The organism is Klebsiella sp. I138, from assembly GCF_051131765.1.
Taxonomy (GTDB): domain Bacteria; phylum Pseudomonadota; class Gammaproteobacteria; order Enterobacterales; family Enterobacteriaceae; genus Klebsiella.
In genome coordinates this window covers 1153156-1173355 of sequence record NZ_CP180447.1, presented here as the reverse complement: position 1 = coordinate 1173355, position 20200 = coordinate 1153156, and the positions used below count along the sequence as shown (strand labels likewise).

The 20200-nt window shown below is 54.9% G+C and carries 21 protein-coding genes; 11 read left to right on the top strand and 10 right to left on the bottom strand.

Annotation, left to right across the window (positions count from 1 at the left end; genetic code table 11):
- Together ACMYSK_RS05430 and ACMYSK_RS05425 are read right to left on the bottom strand one after the other, a co-directional pair.
- Positions 1–657: a 3-oxoacid CoA-transferase subunit B gene (locus tag ACMYSK_RS05430; protein WP_434640845.1), complete on the bottom strand. Its 657-nt coding sequence runs from the start codon at positions 655–657 to the stop codon at positions 1–3.
- A 10-nt stretch (positions 658–667) separates the two neighbouring features.
- Positions 668–1354: a 3-oxoacid CoA-transferase subunit A gene (locus ACMYSK_RS05425; RefSeq protein WP_434640843.1), complete on the bottom strand. Its 687-nt coding sequence runs from the start codon at positions 1352–1354 to the stop codon at positions 668–670.
- Positions 1355–1521: 167 nt separating this feature from the next.
- Here ACMYSK_RS05425 and ACMYSK_RS05420 point away from each other — a divergent pair, with 167 nt between their 5' ends.
- Positions 1522–2328 (top strand): IclR family transcriptional regulator domain-containing protein, encoded by an 807-nt coding sequence (locus ACMYSK_RS05420; protein ID WP_434640841.1) that lies wholly within the window; start codon positions 1522–1524, stop codon positions 2326–2328.
- Here the strand turns inward: ACMYSK_RS05420 and smrA are convergent.
- Positions 2325–2888, bottom strand: a complete 564-nt coding sequence (gene smrA, locus ACMYSK_RS05415) for a DNA endonuclease SmrA (RefSeq protein WP_434640839.1) — start codon at positions 2886–2888, stop codon at positions 2325–2327. The two genes, ACMYSK_RS05420 and smrA, sit on opposite strands and share 4 nt — an antisense overlap.
- Positions 2889–2985: 97 nt before the next feature.
- Positions 2986–3897 carry a LysR family transcriptional regulator gene (locus ACMYSK_RS05410; protein WP_434640837.1) on the bottom strand — a complete coding sequence of 304 codons (912 nt, stop codon included), beginning with the start codon at positions 3895–3897 and terminating at the stop codon, positions 2986–2988.
- Between the two features lie 165 nt (positions 3898–4062).
- On the opposite strand from ACMYSK_RS05410, the gene ACMYSK_RS05405 reads away from it, so the two are divergent.
- The 3 genes from ACMYSK_RS05405 to abgT are packed head-to-tail and all read left to right on the top strand — an operon-like array spanning position 4063 to position 8406.
- Positions 4063–5373: a M20 family metallo-hydrolase gene (locus tag ACMYSK_RS05405; protein WP_434640835.1), complete on the top strand. Its 1311-nt coding sequence runs from the start codon at positions 4063–4065 to the stop codon at positions 5371–5373.
- Positions 5373–6818: a M20 family metallopeptidase gene (locus ACMYSK_RS05400; RefSeq protein ID WP_434640833.1), complete on the top strand. Its 1446-nt coding sequence runs from the start codon at positions 5373–5375 to the stop codon at positions 6816–6818. Before ACMYSK_RS05405 ends, ACMYSK_RS05400 begins: the two co-directional genes overlap by 1 nt.
- Positions 6819–6876: 58 nt before the next feature.
- Positions 6877–8406, top strand: coding sequence for a p-aminobenzoyl-glutamate transporter (gene abgT, locus ACMYSK_RS05395; protein WP_434640831.1), 1530 nt, complete (start codon positions 6877–6879; stop codon positions 8404–8406).
- A gap of 111 nt (positions 8407–8517) precedes the next feature.
- Here abgT and ACMYSK_RS05390 read toward each other — a convergent pair whose 3' ends face one another.
- Both ACMYSK_RS05390 and ACMYSK_RS05385 read right to left on the bottom strand, forming a co-directional pair.
- The gene (locus ACMYSK_RS05390; protein WP_434640829.1) at positions 8518–8667 is read right to left on the bottom strand and encodes a hypothetical protein; all 150 of its coding nucleotides are present in this window, start codon (positions 8665–8667) and stop codon (positions 8518–8520) included.
- A 62-nt stretch (positions 8668–8729) separates the two neighbouring features.
- A complete protein-coding gene (locus ACMYSK_RS05385) occupies positions 8730–8996 on the bottom strand; it encodes a hypothetical protein (protein ID WP_434640827.1) in 267 nt (88 codons plus the stop codon).
- A 136-nt stretch (positions 8997–9132) separates the two neighbouring features.
- On the opposite strand from ACMYSK_RS05385, the gene ogt reads away from it, so the two are divergent.
- From ogt to uspE, 3 genes are all read left to right on the top strand, one after another.
- On the top strand, positions 9133–9648 hold the full coding sequence (ogt, locus tag ACMYSK_RS05380) for a methylated-DNA--[protein]-cysteine S-methyltransferase (protein WP_434640825.1): 516 nt from the start codon (positions 9133–9135) through the stop codon (positions 9646–9648).
- 195 nt (positions 9649–9843) lie between these two features.
- Entirely contained in the window at positions 9844–10596 is a 753-nt protein-coding gene (gene fnr, locus ACMYSK_RS05375) for a fumarate/nitrate reduction transcriptional regulator Fnr (protein WP_004862555.1), read from the top strand.
- 138 nt (positions 10597–10734) lie between these two features.
- The gene (uspE, locus tag ACMYSK_RS05370; protein ID WP_100685073.1) at positions 10735–11685 is read left to right on the top strand and encodes a universal stress protein UspE; all 951 of its coding nucleotides are present in this window, start codon (positions 10735–10737) and stop codon (positions 11683–11685) included.
- Positions 11686–11833: 148 nt separating this feature from the next.
- On the opposite strand, the gene ACMYSK_RS05365 is transcribed toward uspE, so the two are convergent.
- From ACMYSK_RS05365 to pntA, 3 genes are all read right to left on the bottom strand, one after another.
- Positions 11834–12022, bottom strand: coding sequence for a YdiH family protein (locus ACMYSK_RS05365; RefSeq protein WP_069475905.1), 189 nt, complete (start codon positions 12020–12022; stop codon positions 11834–11836).
- A 148-nt stretch (positions 12023–12170) separates the two neighbouring features.
- Positions 12171–13559: a Re/Si-specific NAD(P)(+) transhydrogenase subunit beta gene (gene pntB / locus ACMYSK_RS05360; protein ID WP_434640822.1), complete on the bottom strand. Its 1389-nt coding sequence runs from the start codon at positions 13557–13559 to the stop codon at positions 12171–12173.
- A gap of 10 nt (positions 13560–13569) precedes the next feature.
- Positions 13570–15099, bottom strand: coding sequence for a Re/Si-specific NAD(P)(+) transhydrogenase subunit alpha (gene pntA / locus ACMYSK_RS05355; RefSeq protein ID WP_434640820.1), 1530 nt, complete (start codon positions 15097–15099; stop codon positions 13570–13572).
- A 521-nt stretch (positions 15100–15620) separates the two neighbouring features.
- Between pntA and ydgH the strand changes: the two genes are divergently transcribed.
- From ydgH to folM, 3 genes are all read left to right on the top strand, one after another.
- Complete coding sequence (ydgH, locus tag ACMYSK_RS05350; protein ID WP_434640818.1) at positions 15621–16571, top strand: DUF1471 family protein YdgH; 951 nt, start codon at positions 15621–15623, stop codon at positions 16569–16571.
- Between the two features lie 178 nt (positions 16572–16749).
- Positions 16750–18132: an amino acid permease gene (locus tag ACMYSK_RS05345; protein ID WP_434640816.1), complete on the top strand. Its 1383-nt coding sequence runs from the start codon at positions 16750–16752 to the stop codon at positions 18130–18132.
- A gap of 36 nt (positions 18133–18168) precedes the next feature.
- Positions 18169–18894, top strand: a complete 726-nt coding sequence (gene folM, locus ACMYSK_RS05340; protein ID WP_434640814.1) for a dihydromonapterin reductase — start codon at positions 18169–18171, stop codon at positions 18892–18894.
- Here folM and ACMYSK_RS05335 read toward each other — a convergent pair.
- The gene (locus ACMYSK_RS05335; RefSeq protein WP_434640812.1) at positions 18891–19226 is read right to left on the bottom strand and encodes a GlpM family protein; all 336 of its coding nucleotides are present in this window, start codon (positions 19224–19226) and stop codon (positions 18891–18893) included. The two genes, folM and ACMYSK_RS05335, sit on opposite strands and share 4 nt — an antisense overlap.
- 227 nt (positions 19227–19453) lie before the next feature.
- On the opposite strand from ACMYSK_RS05335, the gene rstA reads away from it, so the two are divergent.
- Positions 19454–20170: a two-component system response regulator RstA gene (rstA, locus tag ACMYSK_RS05330; RefSeq protein WP_434640810.1), complete on the top strand. Its 717-nt coding sequence runs from the start codon at positions 19454–19456 to the stop codon at positions 20168–20170.
- Positions 20171–20200: the final 30 nt, after the last annotated feature.

Sequence of the window (20200 nt, the reverse complement as noted above, 5' to 3'; positions counted from 1 at the left end):
TTATGCGCTTTCCGCCAGATGTTCGAAGGTCAACGCCACCGGAGTGATGCGTTGCAGTTCCTCAAAAGAGAGGCCGTTGAAAATTTCCCGTACCACCGGACCGGCCGCCGTGATGTCGATAACTGCCAGGTCAGTGTAGATCCGGCTAACGCAGCCCACTCCGGTAAGCGGATAGCTGCATTGTTCAACCAGTTTGCACTCGCCGTCGCGGGTCAGATGATCCATCATCACAAAAACCTGACGAGCGCCGATGGCCAGATCCATCGCTCCCCCCACTGCCGGAATCGCATCCGGTGCACCGGTACTCCAGTTGGCAAGATCGCCATTGGCAGAAACCTGATAAGCCCCCAGGACACAGATATCAAGATGGCCGCCGCGCATCATGGCGAAAGAGTCGCCGTGATGGAAAAAGCAACCGCCTTTGAGCAACGTCACGTACTCTTTACCGGCATTAATCAGCTCCGGGTCTTCTTCACCCGGCAGCGGTTTGCCGCCCATCCCCAACAGACCGTTTTCACTGTGCAGAAAGACTTCTTTATCACTCGGCAGATAGTTGGCAATGCGGGTTGGTAAACCGATGCCCAGGTTGACATAGGCCCCTTCCGGAATATCGCGTGCTACTCGCTGGGCCATTTCATCACGGGTTAGTTTTTGCATGGCGGGCTCCTCAGGCGCGTTGCGCGGTGGTCAGGTTTTCCAGCGAATAGACGCGCTGGACGAAAATTCCCGGGGTAATCACGTTTTCCGGGTCGAGGTCGCCAAGACTCACCAGGCGTGAGACTTCAACAATGGTGGTTTTCGCGGCGGTCGCCATAATTGGACCGAAGTTGCGGGCTGCTTTGCGATACACCAGATTGCCCCAGCGGTCAGCCTGATGCGCTTTAATCAGCGCGAAATCAGCCTTGATCGGGTATTCGAGGACGTAATGACGACCGTCGATTTCGCGAGTCTCCTTACCCTCCGCCAGCGGCGTGCCGAAGCCGGTCGGCGTAAATATGGCACCCAGTCCAGCGCCGGCGGCCTGGATCCGTGCCGCGAGGTTGCCCTGCGGGACCAGCTCCAGCGCCACTTTGCCGCGACGATAAAGATCGTCAAAAATCTGTGAGTCAACCTGGCGCGGGAAAGAGCACACCATCTTGCTCACGCGTCCGGCCTTCAGCAGTGCCGCCAGGCCAACTTCACCGTTGCCCGCATTGTTGTTAATAATGGTGAGTTCGCGGGCGCCCTGTTCAATCAGAGCATCAATCAGGTACGTTGGCTGACCGGCGGGGCCAAAACCGCCGATCATGATGGTCGCCCCGTCGTGAATCCCGGCGATGGCATCACTTAGCGTCGACACGCTTTTATCAATCATCAGGCTGCTCCTTTACGTGCGGTAATCGCACTTTTATGCGTTGTTCGCACAAAATGTGACCCGCTTAACGATGTTGGTCAAGGGCGATAATCGAAATATGGTGCGATAATCGAACATCGTATATCTTTAGCGAAAGAATGTGATCGATGGCAAATATGGAGAAGAGAATGGAGAAGCATCCAGACGATTTACTGACGGGCGACAGCGATCCGTTTAAAGGCGATCCCAACTTTATGGCCTCGCTGGCTCGTGGGCTGGAAGTGATTCAGGCCTTCACGCCGCAGCGCCCGGTGCTGTCTATCTCGCAAATCAGTCAGAAGACCGGTATTCCACGTGCGGCGGTGCGCCGCTGCCTGTACACCCTGGGAAAACTGGGGTTTGTTTATGCTGAAGATGGCAAGAATTTTCAACTCCGTCCGCGCATTCTGGCCCTCGGTCACGCGTGGTTAGCTTCTACGCCGCTGGCGCGTTCGGCGCAGCCGGTACTGAAACACCTGAGTGAAATGCTGAACGAGTCATGCTCGATAGCCACCCTCGACGGCGACGATATTCTCTACATTGCCCGGGCCTCCAGTTCGCGGATTATGACTATCGATCTGGATATCGGCAGCCGTCTGCCGGCCTGGGCGACCTCCATGGGCCGCGTGCTGTTGAGTCACCAGCCGGAAGAGAAACTAAACGATATGCTGGCGAGGGTGACGATGATTCGCTACACCCCGCAAACGGTAGATTCGGTGAATAAGCTGCGTGCAGAACTCAAGCGCGTCCAGCAGCAGGGCTACGCGCTCAACGATCAGGAGCTGGAAATGGGGTTACGCTCGCTGGCGGTGCCGCTGTTCAACCCGCAGGGCCAGGTTCAGGCTGCGTTGAACGTCGGCGTGCACGCAGGCCAGATGTCCACTCGAGAGATGCTGGACCGGGTGCTGCCCGAGCTGCAAAAAGCGGCTCGAGAGTTGACGCTGCTGCTGCGCTAGCGGCTGCGTTTAGCGTGACGTTCCCAGTTTTCCTGTTTCGCCTCGGCGGATTTGCGCAGCGCAACGTAGCACGCCCCGCTACCGCCATGGTGCGCCGAGGCCATGCAGAACGCCTGCACCTCGGGCAGTTCGACCAGCCAGCGCGCCAGATAGCTGCGAATAATATTAGCGTGCGCGTTATCTTCCCGGCCTTTACCGTGAACGATCAGCAGATTGCGCAACCCCTCTTTGCGGGCCTGCACGACAAACGCGAACAGCATTTGCCGACACTGTTCGACCGGCCGGCGTAGCAGGTTCAGGCTGGCCTGCTGGTCATATTTCCCCAGACGCAGCTTTTCCAGCACGCCGTTTTGCAACCCTTCACGCTTAAATTCCAGCGGCGTAGCCAGCGGCAGAACATCGAGATAACCGGTGGTGAGAAAGTTATCGAGCTGCAGGACATCGAGACGCTGCGTCGGGCGGACGTTACGTTCAGGATGCCAATGAACGTCATTGCCGCGTTTCAGAGGCTGGACATCCTCCATGGCGCCAAGAAATAGCGATTTGTCGTCAAGATTCATGAGCACTCCTCTGGCTGCTACCGGAGGCTACTATAGCCGCCGCGCCCCGCAGCCTCAATGCGTTTGTCGACAACCGGCGACATTTTCCCCGCCGAATTCAGGCGGGAAACTGATGGCGACTTTGCCGGCGAAACTGGGTGATCAGTGAAGCCGTTAGCGGTGTCTGGCGCGAGTCTCGCCGCTGGATCAGGTAATAGGTTGCTTTCGGCAATGTTTCGCTCACCCTGATCATGACCAGCTTGTCGGCAATCATCGGATCGCTACCCAGTTCAACCGGTAAGATACTCAGGAAATCGCTCTGCACCACCAGGCTGATGCAGGAAGAGAAGGTTTCGCACACGATGCCGACGTGAGGAATCTGCGCCCGGTGGCTAAACAGATCCTGCAGCTGTTTAAAGTAGCTGCCGCGCGGCGTCGGCATGGTCCAGCTGTAGTTCAGCAGTTCATCAATGGAGGTTGCCTGGGTAGCGGGATGCCCGGTGCGAGCAAATACCGCAAACGGCTTTTCAAACAGCTTCTCAAAACTAAATTCATGGTCGTAAGGACCGGGATAATAGGTATTGATGGTGAAATCGAGTTCACCCTGCCGCAGCTCATTGATCATCGACAGCAGCTGGCCTTCCATGATGCGTACCTTCACCAGCGGATGCTGCTGATGAAAGCGACAAATCACCGAAGGCATCAGCGAGCGTGCGACGCTGGCGCCGAGGCCAATATTGATCTGCCCGGTGAGTGCCCCCTGGCGTTGCAACAGATCCTCCTGCGCCGCCCGCAGCTCCTCAAGAATCAAACTGGCATGCTGATAAAAGCTTTCGCCATTCTCCGTGAGTGACACCCCCTGGCTGCGGCGTACAAACAGCTGGGCGGAAAGCCCCTCTTCCAGCTCTTTAATGGCCTTGGTCAAGGCTGGCTGAGACAACGCCAGCGTCCTGCTGGCGCCGCGAATACTGCCCTGGCGCGCCACTTCAACGAAGGCGCGAATTTGATGAAATTTAATCTGAAAAGACATCGCCGTAGTGATAACCATTGTTTATCAGACAGAAGAAAATGGCATCTACTGTAATGCAAAGCGTTGTGGCAACGTAAGAATGCGATGACAAAAACCCCATCAGCGATAAGCAAAAGCTATCACACCGTGAAGCGCATCACACTTTTAAATATGACAGGACAGGTTATGCCGTTACTCAATGAATATATCCGCCAATTGCTGCCGGAGATGACGCAATGGCGTCGGGATTTACACCATTACGCCGAATCCGGCTGGGTCGAATTCCGCACCGCCAGCAAGGTTGCCGCCCACTTGCATCAGCTGGGATATGACCTGGCGCTGGGCCGCGATGTTATCGATGCCGACAGCCGAATGGGGCTGCCGGATGAGGCGACGCTGGCAAAAGCCTTTCAACGCGCCCGCGAGCAAGGGGCTCCGGAACCGTGGCTGAGCGCATTTGAAGGTGGTTTCACCGGTATCGTCGCTACGCTGGACACCGGACGCCCCGGGCCGACGCTGGCCTTTCGTGTCGATATGGATGCCCTCGATCTGAATGAACAGACTGACGATCACCACCGCCCGTTTCGCGAGGATTTTGCCTCCTGTCATCCCGGGATGATGCACGCCTGCGGGCATGACGGCCATACGGCCATCGGACTTGGGCTGGCCCAGGTTTTACAGCACTATGCCGACAGCCTGTGCGGCGTCATCAAGCTGATTTTCCAGCCCGCAGAAGAAGGCACCCGCGGCGCGCGGGCGATGGTTGCCGCCGGGGTACTGGACAATGTTGATTACTTTACCGCCATCCATATCGGTACCGGCGTGCCGGCAGGTACGGTGGTGTGCGGCGGTGATAATTTTATGGCGACGACCAAATTTGACGTGACGTTCACCGGCGTCGCAGCCCACGCGGGCGGGAAACCGGAGGATGGCCGGAATGCCCTGCTTGCCGCAGCGCAAGCGGCTATTGGCCTGCACGCTATTGCGCCACATAGCGCTGGCGCGTCACGCGTCAACGTCGGCGTTATGCAGGCAGGCACCGGGCGAAACGTGGTGCCGTCCAGTGCGCTACTGAAGGTGGAAACCCGAGGTGAAACCGAAGCCATCAACCGTTACGTATTCGAGCGCGCGCAGGAAGTTATTCAGGGCGCCGGGGCGATGTACGGCGCCAGCGTCGACGTTCGCTTGATGGGCGCTGCGACCTCCAGCGCACCGTCTCCGGCGTGGGTGAACTATCTGCGCGAGCAGGCGTCCCGGGTTCCCGGCGTCGAACAGGCTATTGACCGGATTGCCGCCCCGGCAGGGTCTGAAGATGCCACGCTGATGATGGCCCGGGTTCAACAACATAACGGCCTGGCCTCGTATATGATTTTTGGCACCGAACTCAGCGCGGGCCACCACAACGAAAAATTCGATTTTGATGAGAGCGTAATGGCCATTGCCGTAGAAACTCTGGCCCTCACCGCGCTCAACTTTCCCTGGCAGCGAGGTGTGTAATGGAGACTATCTACCGTTATGTTGATGAGGCAATCGCCGCCCGTGCCGCAGAATTTACCGCTATCGCCGATGAAATCTGGGATCATCCGGAAACGCGCTTTGAAGAGTTCTGGTCCGCCGGGCGACTGGCAGCCGCCCTTGAAGCAGAAGGGTTTCAGATTCGCCTGGAGGCCGGTGGGATCCCGAATGCCTTTATCGCCAGCTTCGGCAGCGGAAAACCAGTGATTGCCCTGCTCGGAGAATACGACGCGCTGGCCGGACTAAGCCAACAGGCGCACTGTGCGCATCCTGCTACCGCGACACCCGGAGCAAACGGCCATGGCTGCGGTCACAATCTTCTGGGCACCGCGGCCTTCGCCGCCGCCGTGGCCTGCAAAAGCTGGCTACAGCAGCACGGCGGTAGCGGGACAATTCGCTTCTACGGTTGCCCGGGTGAAGAAGGCGGTTCCGGGAAAACGTTTATGGTGCGTGAGGGATTGTTCGATGATGTGGACGCGGCGCTAACCTGGCACCCGGAAGCCTACGCCGGCATGTTCAGCACCAGCACCCTGGCCAATATTCAGGCCGCCTGGCGTTTCAGCGGCACCGCTGCCCACGCGGCCAATTCGCCGCACCTGGGCCGCAGCGCCCTTGATGCCGTCACGCTGATGACCACCGGTACCAATTTCCTCAATGAGCACATTATTGAGAAAGCGCGGGTCCACTATGCCATTACCGACAGCGGCGGTATTTCGCCCAACGTCGTACAGGCCCAGGCGGAAGTGCTCTATTTGATCCGCGCACCGGAGATGGCGGATGCGCAGCAAATCTATGCCCGCATCGAAAGAATCGCCCAGGGCGCGGCGCTGATGACGGAAACGACGGTCGGCTGTCGTTTCGAAAAAGCCTGCTCCAGCTATTTACCCAACCGCACGCTGGAAGCGGCAATGTATCAAGCCGTTTGCCACTATGGCACACCGGCCTGGAGTCCACAGGATCGCGAGTTTGCCGACCAAATTCGCGCCACGCTGAGCGAGAACGATCTCAACAACAGTCTGAAGAATATCGCCGGCACCGGCGGCGAAGAGGGAAAACGCTTCGCCCGTCGTCACCGTGAGACGGTCCTGATTGATGAAGTCGCCCCCTGGGCCGCTACCGATAATATCCTGGCGGGATCAACCGATGTCGGCGACGTCAGCTGGAAAACCCCGGTCGCCCAATGTTTCAGCCCTTGCTTCGCGGTCGGGACACCGCTGCATACCTGGCAGCTGGTGAGCCAGGGACGCACCGCCATCGCCCACAAGGGCATGCTGCTGGCGGGGAAAGTGCTCGGCGCCACCGCAATCCGCCTGCTTACCGATGCCACGCTGCTGCAAGCCAGTCAACAAGAACTGACGCAGCAGCTCGAGGAACAGGCCTATCATTGCCCGATCCCAAAAAACGTGACACCGTCACCTTTAAAATAAAAAAAATAACTTACGCAATAAACACAACAACTAACACAACGACGACTGAGGAATGCCCATGAGTATGTCATCCATACCGTCGCCTTCCCCCAACGGGAAGCTCTATAGCTGGGTTGAAAAGATCGGGAATAAGGTTCCGCACCCTTTTTTGCTGTTTATTTATCTGATAATCGCGCTGGCAGTTGCGACCGCCGTGCTGTCCGCCTTCGGCGTAAAGGTCATCAACCCGACGGACGGCTCCAGCGTGGCGGTCAAAAACCTTCTCAGCATCGAGGGACTGCACTGGTTTCTGCCTAACGTGATTAAGAACTTCAGCGGCTTTGCGCCGTTGGGGGCCATTCTGGCGCTGGTGCTCGGTGCCGGACTTGCCGAACGGGTGGGCCTGTTGCCGGCATTAATGGTCAAAATGGCCTCGCACGTCAGCGCGCGATATGCCAGCTATATGGTGCTGTTTATCGCCTTCTTTAGCCATATTTCATCCGATGCCGCGCTGGTCATTATGCCACCGTTGGGCGCGCTGATGTTTCTTGCCGTCGGTCGCCATCCGGTCGCCGGGCTGCTAGCGGCAATTGCCGGCGTCGGCTGCGGGTTTACCGCTAATTTGCTGATCGTCACGACCGATGTTCTGCTCTCCGGCATCAGCACCGAGGCGGCAAAGACATTGGATGGGTCACTGCATGTGAGCGTGATCGACAACTGGTACTTTATGGCCAGCTCCGTCATCGTTCTGACGCTGGTTGGCGGGCTTATCACCGACAGGTTGGTTGAACCCCGGCTGGGAAAATGGGAAGGCCGTAGCGAAGACGGGCTGCAGGCGCTGACGGCTGAACAGCGTTTCGGCCTACGGGTTGCCGGCATCGCATCGTTGGTTTTTATCGCCCTGATTGCCGTTATGGTGGTGCCGGAGAACGGTATTTTACGCGATCCCGTCCAGCACACGGTGATGCCTTCGCCTTTCATTAAAGGTATTGTGCCGCTGATTATTTTTTTCTTTTTCTTCGTCTCCCTGGCCTACGGGATCGCTACCGGAAAAATTCGTCGTCAGGCGGACTTGCCGCCGTTAATGATTGAGCCGATGAAAGAGATGGCCGGGTTTATTGTCATGGTGTTCCCACTGGCCCAGTTTGTTGCCATTTTTAACTGGAGCAATATGGGTAAATTTATGGCGGTGGGACTCACTGATGTGCTGGAACAAGCGGGGTTAAACGGGGTTCCGGCCTTTGTTGGCCTGGCGTTACTGTCGGCATTTCTGTGTATGTTTATCGCCAGCGGTTCGGCTATCTGGTCCATTCTGGCGCCCATCTTTGTGCCGATGTTTATGCTGCTTGGGTTTCACCCGGCCTTTGCGCAGATTTTGTTTCGCATCGCGGATTCGTCCGTCCTGCCGTTAGCACCAGTATCGCCGTTTGTTCCGCTGTTTCTCGGCTTCCTGCAACGCTACCGTACGGATGCAAAACTCGGTACCTATTATTCACTCGTTCTGCCCTACCCGCTGATATTCCTCGCCGTCTGGCTACTGATGCTGGTGGTATGGTATGTACTGGGTTTACCTATCGGGCCGGGTATTTACCCACGCCTGCACTCATAATACCGGGTGGCCAGAAGCTGGCCACCATCCAAAATCCGCGCGGCGCGATGCAACACTTTTCACCAGGAACGCGCTGCTACGGTCATAAAAAACCGTATCGATGTACCCCGTTTAAAACCGCTTACCGCCAGCCACCGGATGCCGTTTTTTTAAATGCGTTTCTTTCAGCATTTTATAAACAGATTCGATCATAAGAGAGACAGCGTTCAACAATAACGCACTGATAATCAAGATTAAAATTCCCGTCAGCATATATTGCATTTCGATACCTCTAATGATTATAAAAAAAATGCCAACACCGGGGTGCTGGCAAAATAATTGACTCAAGGAATGCCTGTATATTTATGCGCGGCGCCGGGTGCCTCCCGATGAATTAGCCAGTTCTCACTAATCCGCGTGCGTATGACAAACTGCTGAGAAATATGAACTGAACGCTCCTCCGCACAGGGGAATTCGCCGCCAGCCAAAAGTAGCAAAAACCCATCGTTCACGCGCGGCGTAATTAATACAAAAATAAACATCTTCAGGGACGGTTTGTGAGCAATTCTGGCTGCTACAGGAGCCCCGCGCAGATTGAAAACGAGCGTCATGTTTCCTCCTGTTTCCGGTCTTTACCCGCAGCGCAGTGGATTATCTTTCAGGAGTATAGTTGCCACACCGGACTGCGTGATATCTTGTCGACAGACGGCAACAATTATCTTGCGAATCAGGGAACAAGGAGAACCGATGCTGGTACTGCTTCAGGACAAAATCGATACCCCACTCGGGCCGCTATGGGTACTTTGCGACGAGCAGTTCCACCTGCGCGCCGTTGAGTGGGAAGAGCATAGCGACCGGATGGCGCAGCTGCTTGATCTGCACTATCGCCATGAAGGCTATCAGCGCGTCGATACCCGCGATCCTGGCGGGCTGAGTCATAAACTTGACGCCTACTTCGCCGGCGATCTCGGCATCATTGAGACGCTGCCTACGGCAACGGCAGGCACCCCTTTTCAGCGTGAAGTCTGGCAGGCCCTGCGTACCATTCCCTGCGGCCACGTGATGCATTACGGCCAGCTGGCGGAAGCCTTAGGTCGACCAGGCGCCGCCCGCGCGGTCGGAGCGGCCAACGGCTCGAATCCGGTCAGCGTTGTCGTGCCCTGCCACCGAGTTATCGGCCGCAACGGCACCATGACAGGCTATGCCGGTGGCGTGCAGCGTAAAGAGTGGTTATTGCGCCATGAGGGATATTTGCTTCTTTAACGCTACGTGCCTTTTATCGGAAGCATCAGGTAACTTTACAATATGATCTGGACTAACATTTGATGCATTATCAATGAGATAAAAGTGATAATTCCTTTACCCTTTTAATATTACGTGTTTCACCGGTTCGAGACTTACCTGCTCAACAAAAAGATGTTAAAATTGACTAATATCAATTAAGGCTTGAGCAGACTTATGATCCCGGAAAAGAGAATTATACGACGCATTCAGTCTGGCGGTTGCGCAATCCATTGTCAGGATTGCAGCATCAGTCAGCTTTGCATCCCTTTTACTCTGAACGAGCACGAGCTTGATCAGCTGGATAATATCATCGAGCGTAAAAAGCCTATCCAGAAAGGGCAGACCTTATTCAAAGCCGGTGATGAGCTGAAATCCCTGTACGCGATTCGTTCTGGCACCATTAAAAGCTATACCATTACCGAACAAGGTGACGAGCAGATTACCGGCTTCCACCTGGCGGGTGATTTGGTCGGTTTTGATGCCATCGGTACCGCTCTGCATCCGAGTTTCGCGCAGGCCCTGGAAACATCAATGGTTTGCGAAATTCCTTTCGAAACGCTTGATGACCTCTCTGGTAAAATGCCCAATCTGCGTCAGCAGATGATGCGCCTGATGAGCGGCGAGATCAAAGGCGACCAGGATATGATCCTGCTGCTTTCCAAAAAGAATGCGGAAGAACGTCTGGCGGCCTTTATCTATAATTTATCCCGTCGTTTCGCCCAGCGCGGCTTCTCACCTCGCGAATTCCGTCTGACGATGACCCGCGGTGATATCGGCAACTACCTCGGCCTGACCGTCGAAACCATCAGCCGTCTGCTGGGGCGTTTCCAGAAAAGCGGCATGCTGGCGGTAAAAGGCAAATACATCACCATCGAGAATAGCGACCTGCTTGCTCAGCTCGCCGGTCAGGCCCGTAACGTCGCCTGATCCTCAGTGTCCCTCCGCCAGATCGCTCATTTTTTTTCTAATTTGTTGATCTGGCCAGGGAGATCCCCTGTTTCATTTCATCCATATAGGTTATCTTTTTAATTACAGACTGTAGTTACAGTTGTAAGGAGACCCTGTATGGCGAAGTATCAGAACATGCTGGTAGTAATCGACCCCAATCAGGATGACCAGCCTGCATTGCGGCGTGCGGTGTATCTACACCAACGGATTGGTGGACGCATCAAAGCCTTTTTGCCGATCTACGATTTTTCCTATGAGATGACCACCCTGCTGTCGCCCGATGAGCGAACCGCGATGCGCCAGGGCGTTATCAGCCAACGTAGCGCCTGGATCAAAGAACAGGCCCGGTTTTATATTGAATCCGGCATTCCCATTGATATTAAAGTGGTATGGCATAATCGTCCCTTCGAAGCCATTATTCAGGAAATCCTCAGTGACAAGCATGACTTGCTGCTGAAAATGGCGCACCAGCATGACAAGCTGGAGGCCGTTATTTTTACGCCTACCGACTGGCACCTGCTGCGCAAATGTCCATGCCCGGTGTGGATGGTTAAAGATCAGCCGTGGCCGGAAGGCGGTAAAGCGCTGGTGGCCGTCAATCTGGCAAGTGAAGAAAACTACCACGACGCGTTAAACGAAAAACTGGTCAAAGAAACCCTCGAACTGGCAGACCAGGTCAACCATACCGAAGTCCACCTGGTCGGTGCCTACCCGGTGACACCGATTAATATCGCCATTGAACTGCCCGATTTTGACCCCAGCATCTACAACGATGCCATTCGCGGTCAGCATTTGCTGGCTATGAAGGCTCTGCGGCAAAAATTCGGCATTGATGAAAACCGTACCCACGTTGAAAAAGGGCTGCCTGAAGAAGTGATTCCTGACCTGTCTGAACATCTGCAGGCGGGGATTGTTGTTCTGGGCACCGTCGGGCGCACCGGACTGTCAGCGGCCTTTCTGGGCAATACTGCCGAACAGGTCATCGACCATCTGCGCTGCGACCTGCTGGTCCTCAAGCCGGAGCAGTATAAAACCCCGGTTGAAATGGATGACGAAGACGACGATTAACCCATCGCCGTATCATCCTCGATAAAAAATCCCCTGCTTGTCAGGGGATTTTTTATCCGTTCTCCTGACGGGGTTCCCACCGCCTACGGAAAAAAACAAAGGGCCTTTCGGCCCCGTCATCGTCAACACATAGACAGCAATAATGCTTTTAATGGATACCTAAGCGCCAGGCGTGATCGATCTCTTCTTTCAGCTCGTTGGAGGAGAGCGACATCAAATCCGCAAATTCCAGTTCGAGAAGTTTGAATTTTTTCAGGTACTGCGCGGGGGTTAATGCTGTAGGGTCACGACGCAGAAACTCAATTGCCATTTGCGCGGGGGTTAATTCGGTATCCATAATATCCTCAGTGTGGTGAAAAAACAGACTTAGTATAGCACCCTGGGCTGACGACTTTATGAGCAATTAATGGCCTTGCTGGATATATAAAAAAGCCGTCTCAGCAGAGACGGCTTCAGAATCAAACATTATTTAGACGTGCACATCATCACAGCGCTTTCAGAATCGCATCGACGCTGGCTTTTGCATCACCAAACAGCATATGGGTGTTCTCTTTGAAGAACAGCGGGTTTTGTACACCGGCATAGCCAGTGTTCATTGAACGCTTAAAGACCACCACATTCTGCGCTTTCCACACTTCCAGCACCGGCATCCCGGCAATAGGACTCTTCGGATCGTCCTGCGCCGCCGGGTTAACGGTATCGTTAGCGCCGATAACCAGCACGGTATCGGTATCGGTGAAATCATCGTTGATTTCATCCATCTCCAGCACCACGTCGTATGGCACTTTTGCTTCCGCCAGCAGCACGTTCATATGCCCTGGCAAACGACCGGCAACCGGGTGAATACCAAAACGTACTTTGATGCCACGGGCACGCAATCTTTCGGTGATTTCCGCAACCGGATACTGCGCCTGCGCCACCGCCATGCCGTAGCCCGGGGTAATGATGACGGTATGCGAGTTTTTCAGCATCTCAGCGGTATCTTCTGCGCTGATTTCGCGGTGTTCGCCTACTTCTTCATCGCCACCCGTGGAAGAACCATCGGTCCCGAACCCTCCGGCTATGACGCTGAAGAATGAGCGGTTCATCGCCTTACACATGATGTAAGACAGAATCGCACCCGACGAACCGACCAGCGCACCGGTCACGATCAGCAGGTCGTTGCTAAGCATAAAGCCCGCTGCCGCTGCGGCCCAGCCGGAGTAGGAGTTCAGCATTGACACCACCACCGGCATATCTGCCCCGCCGATAGAAGCCACCAGGTGCCAGCCAAAGGCCAGAGCGATAACGGTCATTACCAGCAGCGCCAGAACCTGGGTCCCGGTGCTGTCGGTGCGGACAAAGGCCACCAGCAGCAGGAAGGAGACCACCAGCGCCGCAAGATTCAGCTTATGCCGATTCGGCAGCATCAGCGGTTTAGACGACATTTTGCCGCACAGTTTGCCAAACGCCACGATCGAACCGGTAAAGGTCACCGCACCGATGAAGATGCCGAGGAACACTTCGGTCAGATGAATATTGACCAGAATTGGATCCATACCGGTTTCATGCTGCAGGTAGCTGTTAAAGCCCACCAGCACCGCCGCAAGGCCGACGAAGCTGTGGAGAACCGCCACCAGCTCAGGCATTTCGGTCATTTCGACTTTCTTCGCCAGACGGATACCGATCGCACCACCGATAACCATCGCCAGCAGAATCCACGCTACGTTGCTGCTGTCCGGCCCCAGAATGGTGGCGATCAGCGCAATAGCCATCCCGGCAACACCGAAGTAGTTGCCCTGCTGAGATGACTCGTGTTTGGAAAGCCCTGCCAGGCTAAAAATAAAGAGGATCGCGGCAACAATGTATGCAGCTGTAACTAATCCACCAGACATGTGTTACCCCTTATCCTTTGCGGAACATTTTCAGCATGCGCTGAGTAACGGTGAAACCACCAAAAATATTAATGCTGGCGATCAGCACCGCGATAAAACTCAGGAAGCTGACCCAGCCACCGTGGCCGATCTGCAATAATGCCCCGACAACAATAATCCCTGAAATGGCGTTGGTAACCGACATCAGCGGCGTATGCAGCGCGTGGGAAACGTTCCACACCACGTAATAACCGACCACGCAGGAGAGCGCAAACACGGTAAAGTGGCCGAGGAACTCTTTCGGCGCTACGTTGGCCAGCCAGCCAAACAGAATAATGGCCAGCGCCATCAGCGCGTATTTGCGCCATGGTGAAGCCGGTTTTTCTGGCTCTTTCGGCGCCTCTACGGTCTTCGCGGCAGCCTGTGGCTGAGCGGAAACCTGAATCGGCGGCGCCGGCCAGGTTACTTCGCCTTCGCGAACCACGGTCACGCCGCGCACCACAACGTCGTCAAAATCGATAGTAATATTGCCGTCTTTCTCTTTGCAAAGCAGTTTCAGCAGGTTAACCAGGTTCGTCCCGTACAGCTGAGAGGACTGCGTCGGCAGGCGACCCGGCAGGTCGGTATAGCCGATGATCCTCACGCCGTTGGCAGTGGTCACCACTTCGCCTGGGACAGTGTACTCACAGTTGCCGCCGTTCTGCGACGCCAGGTCGACCACCACGCTGCCCGGCGTCATGGTATCCACCATTTCGCGGGTGATCAGCTTCGGTGCCGGTTTACCCGGGATCAGGGCCGTGGTGACGATGATGTCAACTTCTTTGGCCTGGGCGGCAAACAGCGCCATTTCCGCTTTAATAAAGGCTTCGGACATCACTTTGGCATAACCATCGCCGCTGCCCGCTTCCTCTTTAAAGTCCAGCTCAAGGAACTCGGCGCCCATACTCTGCACCTGTTCTTTTACTTCAGGACGGGTATCGAACGCACGAACAATGGCACCAAGGCTGTTCGCCGCACCGATGGCCGCCAGTCCGGCAACACCGGCGCCAATAACCATCACCTTCGCCGGCGGGACTTTCCCTGCCGCAGTGATCTGGCCGGTAAAGAAGCGACCAAACTCGTGGGCGGCTTCAACAATCGCACGGTAGCCGGCAATGTTGGCCATCGAACTTAATGCATCCAGCGACTGAGCGCGCGAAATACGCGGCACGGAATCCATCGCCATCACGTTGATGTTGCGAGCCGCTAACTTCTGCATGAGCTCAGGATTTTGTGCCGGCCAGATAAAGCTCACCAGCGTGGTGCCTGGATTAAGTAACGCAATTTCATGTTCTTCAGGCGCATTCACCTTCAGAATAATGGGCGATTGCCAGACTTCAGCGGTGTCGACAACCTCTGCACCTGCCTGGGCAAATGCCTGGTCATCGAAACTCGCCAGGTGGCCCGCGCCGCTTTCAACGGCAACGGTAAACCCGAGTTTTAGCAGCTGCTCCACCGTTTTTGGTGTGGCAGCGACGCGGGTTTCATTGGCAAACCGTTCTTTTGGTACCCCGATACGCATAGTTTTCCCTTCCATCGGTTTTTGATGATGGTTTTCTTTTCTCACAGACGACGGTTAAGCGGCAAAACATGCCGTTTCTTTTCCAGCGCCTGAAAAAATGAAACAGTAACAAACTTTTTATAACCTACTGAAAATACCGATTGTGATCTACTGCGATAAAACAGAAATTTTGATTTTATTGGTAAAACGCAACGCGAACCGTGTCAGGCAGCAATATTTACCTTAAATTTGTAGCCAGGCCTGATAAATCGCTTAGCTGGTGCGCTAATACGCCATTAATCGCCAGTCAGAACATAACATTAACATTACGTTAACTTATAAAAGTGGTATTGATTATCAATTTTGCTGGTCAAGAGGCTGTTTTTTCAACATATCAGAAATTGTTATATTATTGTGATGCACGATTCGGGCGGTAAGCAAAAAATGACGCAGACAGTCACTCCTTTTAAATGCAATAATCGAGCGTTATCAGTCAACAACAATACCAGTACATGGTTTGCGCAAGGCAAAGGATTATTTTTATGAAGCTTAAGAACTCACTCCTGGCGTCTGCTCTCCTGGCTACGACAGCGTTGTCAGCCCATGCAGCGACCGAGCTGACTCCGGAGCAGGCGACGGCGCTAAAACCCTACGATCGTGTGGTGATCACGGGCCGTTTTAACGCCATCGGCGACGCGGTAAAAGCAATGTCCCGCAAAGCGGACAAAGATGGCGCAGCCTCATTTTATGTTGTCGACACTTCTGATTATGGCAACAGCGGCAACTGGCGCGTAACGGCAGACCTGTATAAAGACAACGCCCCGCAGGCGGATGCCCCGAAAAATCGCATTATCAACGGCGTGATGGAACTGCCAAAGGATCAGGCCGTCGAGCTCGAACCGTTTGACACCGTGACAGTCCAGGGCTTCTATCGCAGCCAGCCAGAAGTGAATGACGCGATCACTAAAGCGGCGAAAGCCAAAGGTGCGGCCTCCTTCTTTATTGTTCGTCAGGTTGATGCCAACCAGGGCGGCAACCAGCGCATCACCGCTTATGTCTATAAAGCCGATGCCAGGAAACGCGTTCTGCAGAGCCCGGATGCTATTCCGGCAGACTCGGAAGCCGGGCGCGCTGCGCTGGCTGAAGGCGGCGTTGCTGCGAAAAACGTTGAGATTCCGGGCGTTGCAACAACGGCAGCCGTCGGTTCCGGTACCGGCGTAGGTCGCTTCTTCGAAACGCAGTCATCAAAAGGTGGGCGTTACACCGTCACGCTACCGGATGGCACCAAAGTTGAAGAAGTGAACAAGATAACCGCGGCTCAGATGGCGCCGTTCGACAGTATCAAGTTCACCGGTAACTACGGCAACATGACCGAGATTTCTTACCAGACCGCCAAGCGCGCTGCTAAGAAAGGGGCGAAGTACTACCACATTACCCGCCAGTGGCAGGAACGTGGCGGTAACATCACCATCAGCGCAGATCTGTATAAATAATCGCATCTGAACTGTGCAAAAAGGCGGCAATGTGCCGCCTTTTTGTTTTTTTTCACCCGCCGCCATTGCATGCGCACAAGACACTCCGTAAAATCCCGCGCCTTAGCGTAATCCTCCATTTTTATGCGATTTCGCCAAATAAATATTCTTGATTCACTGCTGTCACCTCGGGAATACAATGGAAAAGAAACTGGGCCTCAGCGCCTTGACCGCCCTGGTACTGAGCTCTATGTTAGGCGCAGGCGTATTCAGCTTGCCGCAAAATATGGCGGCCGTCGCCAGCCCATCGGCCCTGCTGATTGGCTGGGCGATAACCGGCGTGGGGATTTTGTTCCTCGCCTTCGCCATGCTGCTGCTGACGCGCATTCGCGCCGACCTCGACGGCGGGATCTTCACCTATGCGCGAGAAGGCTTTGGTGAACTTGTCGGTTTCTGCTCCGCCTGGGGTTATTGGCTGTGCGCAGTGATCGCCAACGTCTCCTATCTGGTGATTGTCTTTGCCGCACTCAGTTTCTTCACCGATACCCCGGACGCCATTATTTTTGGCAATGGTAATACCTGGCAGGCGATCGTCGGTGCCTCGGTACTGCTGTGGGTCGTTCACTTTCTGGTGCTTCGCGGCGTCCAGACTGCCGCGGGGATTAACCTGATCGCCACTCTGGCCAAGTTGATTCCGCTTGGCGCATTTATTGTTCTCGCCGTCATGGCCTTTCGTCTGGAGACGTTCACTCTTGATTTCAGCGGTGTGGCGCTCGGGGTTCCCGTCTGGGAGCAGGTCAAGAACACCATGCTTATCACTCTGTGGGTGTTTATCGGCGTGGAAGGTGCGGTGGTGGTTTCCGCCCGTGCACGTAATAAACAGGACGTTGGTCGCGCTACGCTGCTGGCGGTACTTTCCGCACTGGTGGTTTATCTGCTGGTGACCCTGCTCTCTTTAGGCGTGGTCGCCCGTCCGGAACTGGCGGAAATGCGGAACCCGTCGATGGCCGGTCTGATGGTAAAAATGATGGGCTCGTGGGGTGAGGTAGTGATCGCCGCCGGGCTGATTATTTCCGTGTGTGGCGCATACCTGAGCTGGACCATTATGGCGGCGGAAGTTCCCTGGCTGGCCGCGACGCATAAAGCATTCCCGCGCCTCTTTGCCCGACAGAATAAAAATAACGCCCCGTCGGCCTCCTTGTGGTTAACCAATATCAGCGTACAGGTTTCACTGGTGCTGATCTGGCTGACAAAGTCGGACTACAATACGTTACTGACCATCGCATCCGAGATGATTCTGGTGCCCTATTTCCTCGTGGGTGCCTTCCTGCTGAAGATTGCTGTACGCCCGCTGCATAAGGCGGTAGGTATCGGTGCATGTCTTTATGGCTTATGGTTATTATATGCGTCCGGCCCTGTGCATTTATTGTTGTCAGTGATACTTTACGCTCCGGGTCTTCTGGTTTTCCTGTACGCTCGCCGTACCCACCAGCACGATCGCATGCTCAAACGCCGTGAATTAGCCTTAATTGGTTTTTTGCTGGTTGCCGCTGTACCGGCAACGTGGATGCTGGTGGGGTAAGCGGTCGCCCTGCTGCTGAACTCAAAGGAGACACCTATGACTATCCGACAGCCTCGCCCGATACTCATCACCGGCGGAGGCCGCCGCATCGGCCTCGCGCTGGCGCACCATTTTTTGAATCAGCAGCAGCCCGTTATCGTCAGCTATCGCACCCACTACCCGGCCATTGACGCTCTACGCGAGGCCGGCGCCGTCTGTCTCGCCGCCGATTTTAGTACCGATGACCAGATAATGACCTTTGCCGAAGCGGTTAAACTCCACGCCGGCGGCGGCCTGCGCGCTATTATCCATAACGCCAGCGACTGGATGGCTGAAAAGCCGGGTATTCCGCTGAGCACGGTGATGACCAGCATGATGCAAATCCACGTTCATGCCCCCTATCTGCTCAACCATGCGCTGGAAAATCTTCTGCGCGGGCACGGCCACGCAGCCAGTGACATCATTCATATTACCGACTATGTCGTCGAACGCGGCAGCGATAAACATATCGCCTACGCTGCCAGCAAAGCGGCGCTGGATAATATGACCCGCTCATTTGCCCGTAAGCTGGCGCCAGAAATTAAAGTCAATGCCGTTGCCCCGTCGCTGATCATGTTTAATGAGGGCGATGATGCCGAATATCGCCAGCAGGCGCTGGATAAATCGCTCATGAAAAGCGTGGCGGGCGAACAAGAAATTATCGATCTGCTCAATTATTTGTTCACCAGCAGGTTCGTGACGGGCCGTTCTTTTGCCGTCGACGGTGGCAGACACCTGCGCTAGTGGAACCGACTCCAGCCGAGGATCAACAGCCAGGCACACAGTCCCCAACACCCTACTGCGCCCGTCAGCGCCAGCGGCAGGCGCATAATTCCGGTGAAGTACCATAGCGACAGCAGATAGATAAAATAGGGAATGATTGACCACATGCCAAATACGATGGTCGTTCGCAGCGCTTCAATCCCGCGTTCACTGGCCACAATATAATGGGCGATAAGCGCAAACGTCGGGAATAACGGAATCAACCCGGCAATATAATAATTTTTAGTTTTTGAAAGCACGCCAATTAGCACCACAACCAGCGCCCCGATCAAGCCTTTTAACAACAATCCCATTCATTAAGCCTTAACATCTAAACAACAAGTTGATGCCGCATCGCGGAAGTCCGTTTGCACACAATATCATTTACGTGGCCTCAAGGCAGCAAACGGGTGATGCCCTTTGAGCACAGAAAGCTCTGTGGCCGGGGCTGTCTGAAGGATGAAGTATATTTTTATAAAAGATTAATGGCAGGCAGTTTGGTGGCGGTGTATGTTAATTCTTTTTCCCGTACAAGTAAGATATGAATAAGATCGTTTTTGTTGAGGATGATCCGGAAGTCGGCGCGCTGATCGCCGCCTATCTTGGAAAGCACGATATGGACGTGGTGGTGGAACCGCGAGGTGACCGGGCTGAAGAGGTTATCGCGCGAGAAAAACCCGATCTGGTGCTGCTGGATATTATGCTGCCGGGTAAAGATGGTATGACGCTATGCCGCGATCTGCGCGGACAGTGGCAAGGTCCGATTGTGCTGCTCACCTCGCTGGACAGCGATATGAATCATATTTTGTCGCTGGAAATGGGCGCCAGCGATTATATCCTGAAGACCACGCCGCCTGCCGTATTGCTGGCACGTCTGCGCCTGCATTTACGCCAGCACATCGCCGTTCCCGTGACCAGCGCTCCGGCGTCTCTTACGCCGCATAAATCCATCGCCTTCGGTTCACTGCTCATTGACCCCGTCAACCGTCAGGTGCTGCTCGGCGGCGAGAGCGTGGCGCTGTCTACGGCGGATTTTGAACTGTTATGGGAACTGGCCACCCATGCCGGGCAGATTATGGACCGCGATGCGTTGTTGAAAAATCTCCGCGGCGTCAGCTACGACGGCATGGATCGCAGCGTCGACGTTGCCATTTCGCGCCTGCGGAAAAAGCTGCTCGACAGCGCGACCGAACCCTATCGTATTAAGACGGTACGCAACAAAGGGTATCTGTTCGCCCCCCACGCCTGGGACAATTAATTTGTCGCCTGGGCGCAGGCTGAACAAGAA

Coding starts and splice junctions, on each gene's coding strand:
- ACMYSK_RS05385 (WP_434640827.1), bottom strand. CDS start 8,996: ATGACGCTCGTTTTCAATCTGCGCGGGGCTCCTGTAGCAGCCAGAATT.
- ACMYSK_RS05390 (WP_434640829.1), bottom strand. CDS start 8,667: ATGCAATATATGCTGACGGGAATTTTAATCTTGATTATCAGTGCGTTA.
- ACMYSK_RS05410 (WP_434640837.1), bottom strand. CDS start 3,897: ATGTCTTTTCAGATTAAATTTCATCAAATTCGCGCCTTCGTTGAAGTG.
- smrA (WP_434640839.1), bottom strand. CDS start 2,888: ATGAATCTTGACGACAAATCGCTATTTCTTGGCGCCATGGAGGATGTC.
- ogt (WP_434640825.1), top strand. CDS start 9,133: ATGCTGGTACTGCTTCAGGACAAAATCGATACCCCACTCGGGCCGCTA.
- ACMYSK_RS05430 (WP_434640845.1), bottom strand. CDS start 657: ATGCAAAAACTAACCCGTGATGAAATGGCCCAGCGAGTAGCACGCGAT.
- folM (WP_434640814.1), top strand. CDS start 18,169: ATGACTATCCGACAGCCTCGCCCGATACTCATCACCGGCGGAGGCCGC.
- rstA (WP_434640810.1), top strand. CDS start 19,454: ATGAATAAGATCGTTTTTGTTGAGGATGATCCGGAAGTCGGCGCGCTG.
- ACMYSK_RS05425 (WP_434640843.1), bottom strand. CDS start 1,354: ATGATTGATAAAAGCGTGTCGACGCTAAGTGATGCCATCGCCGGGATT.
- ydgH (WP_434640818.1), top strand. CDS start 15,621: ATGAAGCTTAAGAACTCACTCCTGGCGTCTGCTCTCCTGGCTACGACA.
- ACMYSK_RS05335 (WP_434640812.1), bottom strand. CDS start 19,226: ATGGGATTGTTGTTAAAAGGCTTGATCGGGGCGCTGGTTGTGGTGCTA.
- ACMYSK_RS05400 (WP_434640833.1), top strand. CDS start 5,373: ATGGAGACTATCTACCGTTATGTTGATGAGGCAATCGCCGCCCGTGCC.
- abgT (WP_434640831.1), top strand. CDS start 6,877: ATGAGTATGTCATCCATACCGTCGCCTTCCCCCAACGGGAAGCTCTAT.
- ACMYSK_RS05405 (WP_434640835.1), top strand. CDS start 4,063: ATGCCGTTACTCAATGAATATATCCGCCAATTGCTGCCGGAGATGACG.
- ACMYSK_RS05365 (WP_069475905.1), bottom strand. CDS start 12,022: ATGGATACCGAATTAACCCCCGCGCAAATGGCAATTGAGTTTCTGCGT.
- fnr (WP_004862555.1), top strand. CDS start 9,844: ATGATCCCGGAAAAGAGAATTATACGACGCATTCAGTCTGGCGGTTGC.
- ACMYSK_RS05420 (WP_434640841.1), top strand. CDS start 1,522: ATGGAGAAGCATCCAGACGATTTACTGACGGGCGACAGCGATCCGTTT.
- ACMYSK_RS05345 (WP_434640816.1), top strand. CDS start 16,750: ATGGAAAAGAAACTGGGCCTCAGCGCCTTGACCGCCCTGGTACTGAGC.
- uspE (WP_100685073.1), top strand. CDS start 10,735: ATGGCGAAGTATCAGAACATGCTGGTAGTAATCGACCCCAATCAGGAT.
- pntB (WP_434640822.1), bottom strand. CDS start 13,559: ATGTCTGGTGGATTAGTTACAGCTGCATACATTGTTGCCGCGATCCTC.
- pntA (WP_434640820.1), bottom strand. CDS start 15,099: ATGCGTATCGGGGTACCAAAAGAACGGTTTGCCAATGAAACCCGCGTC.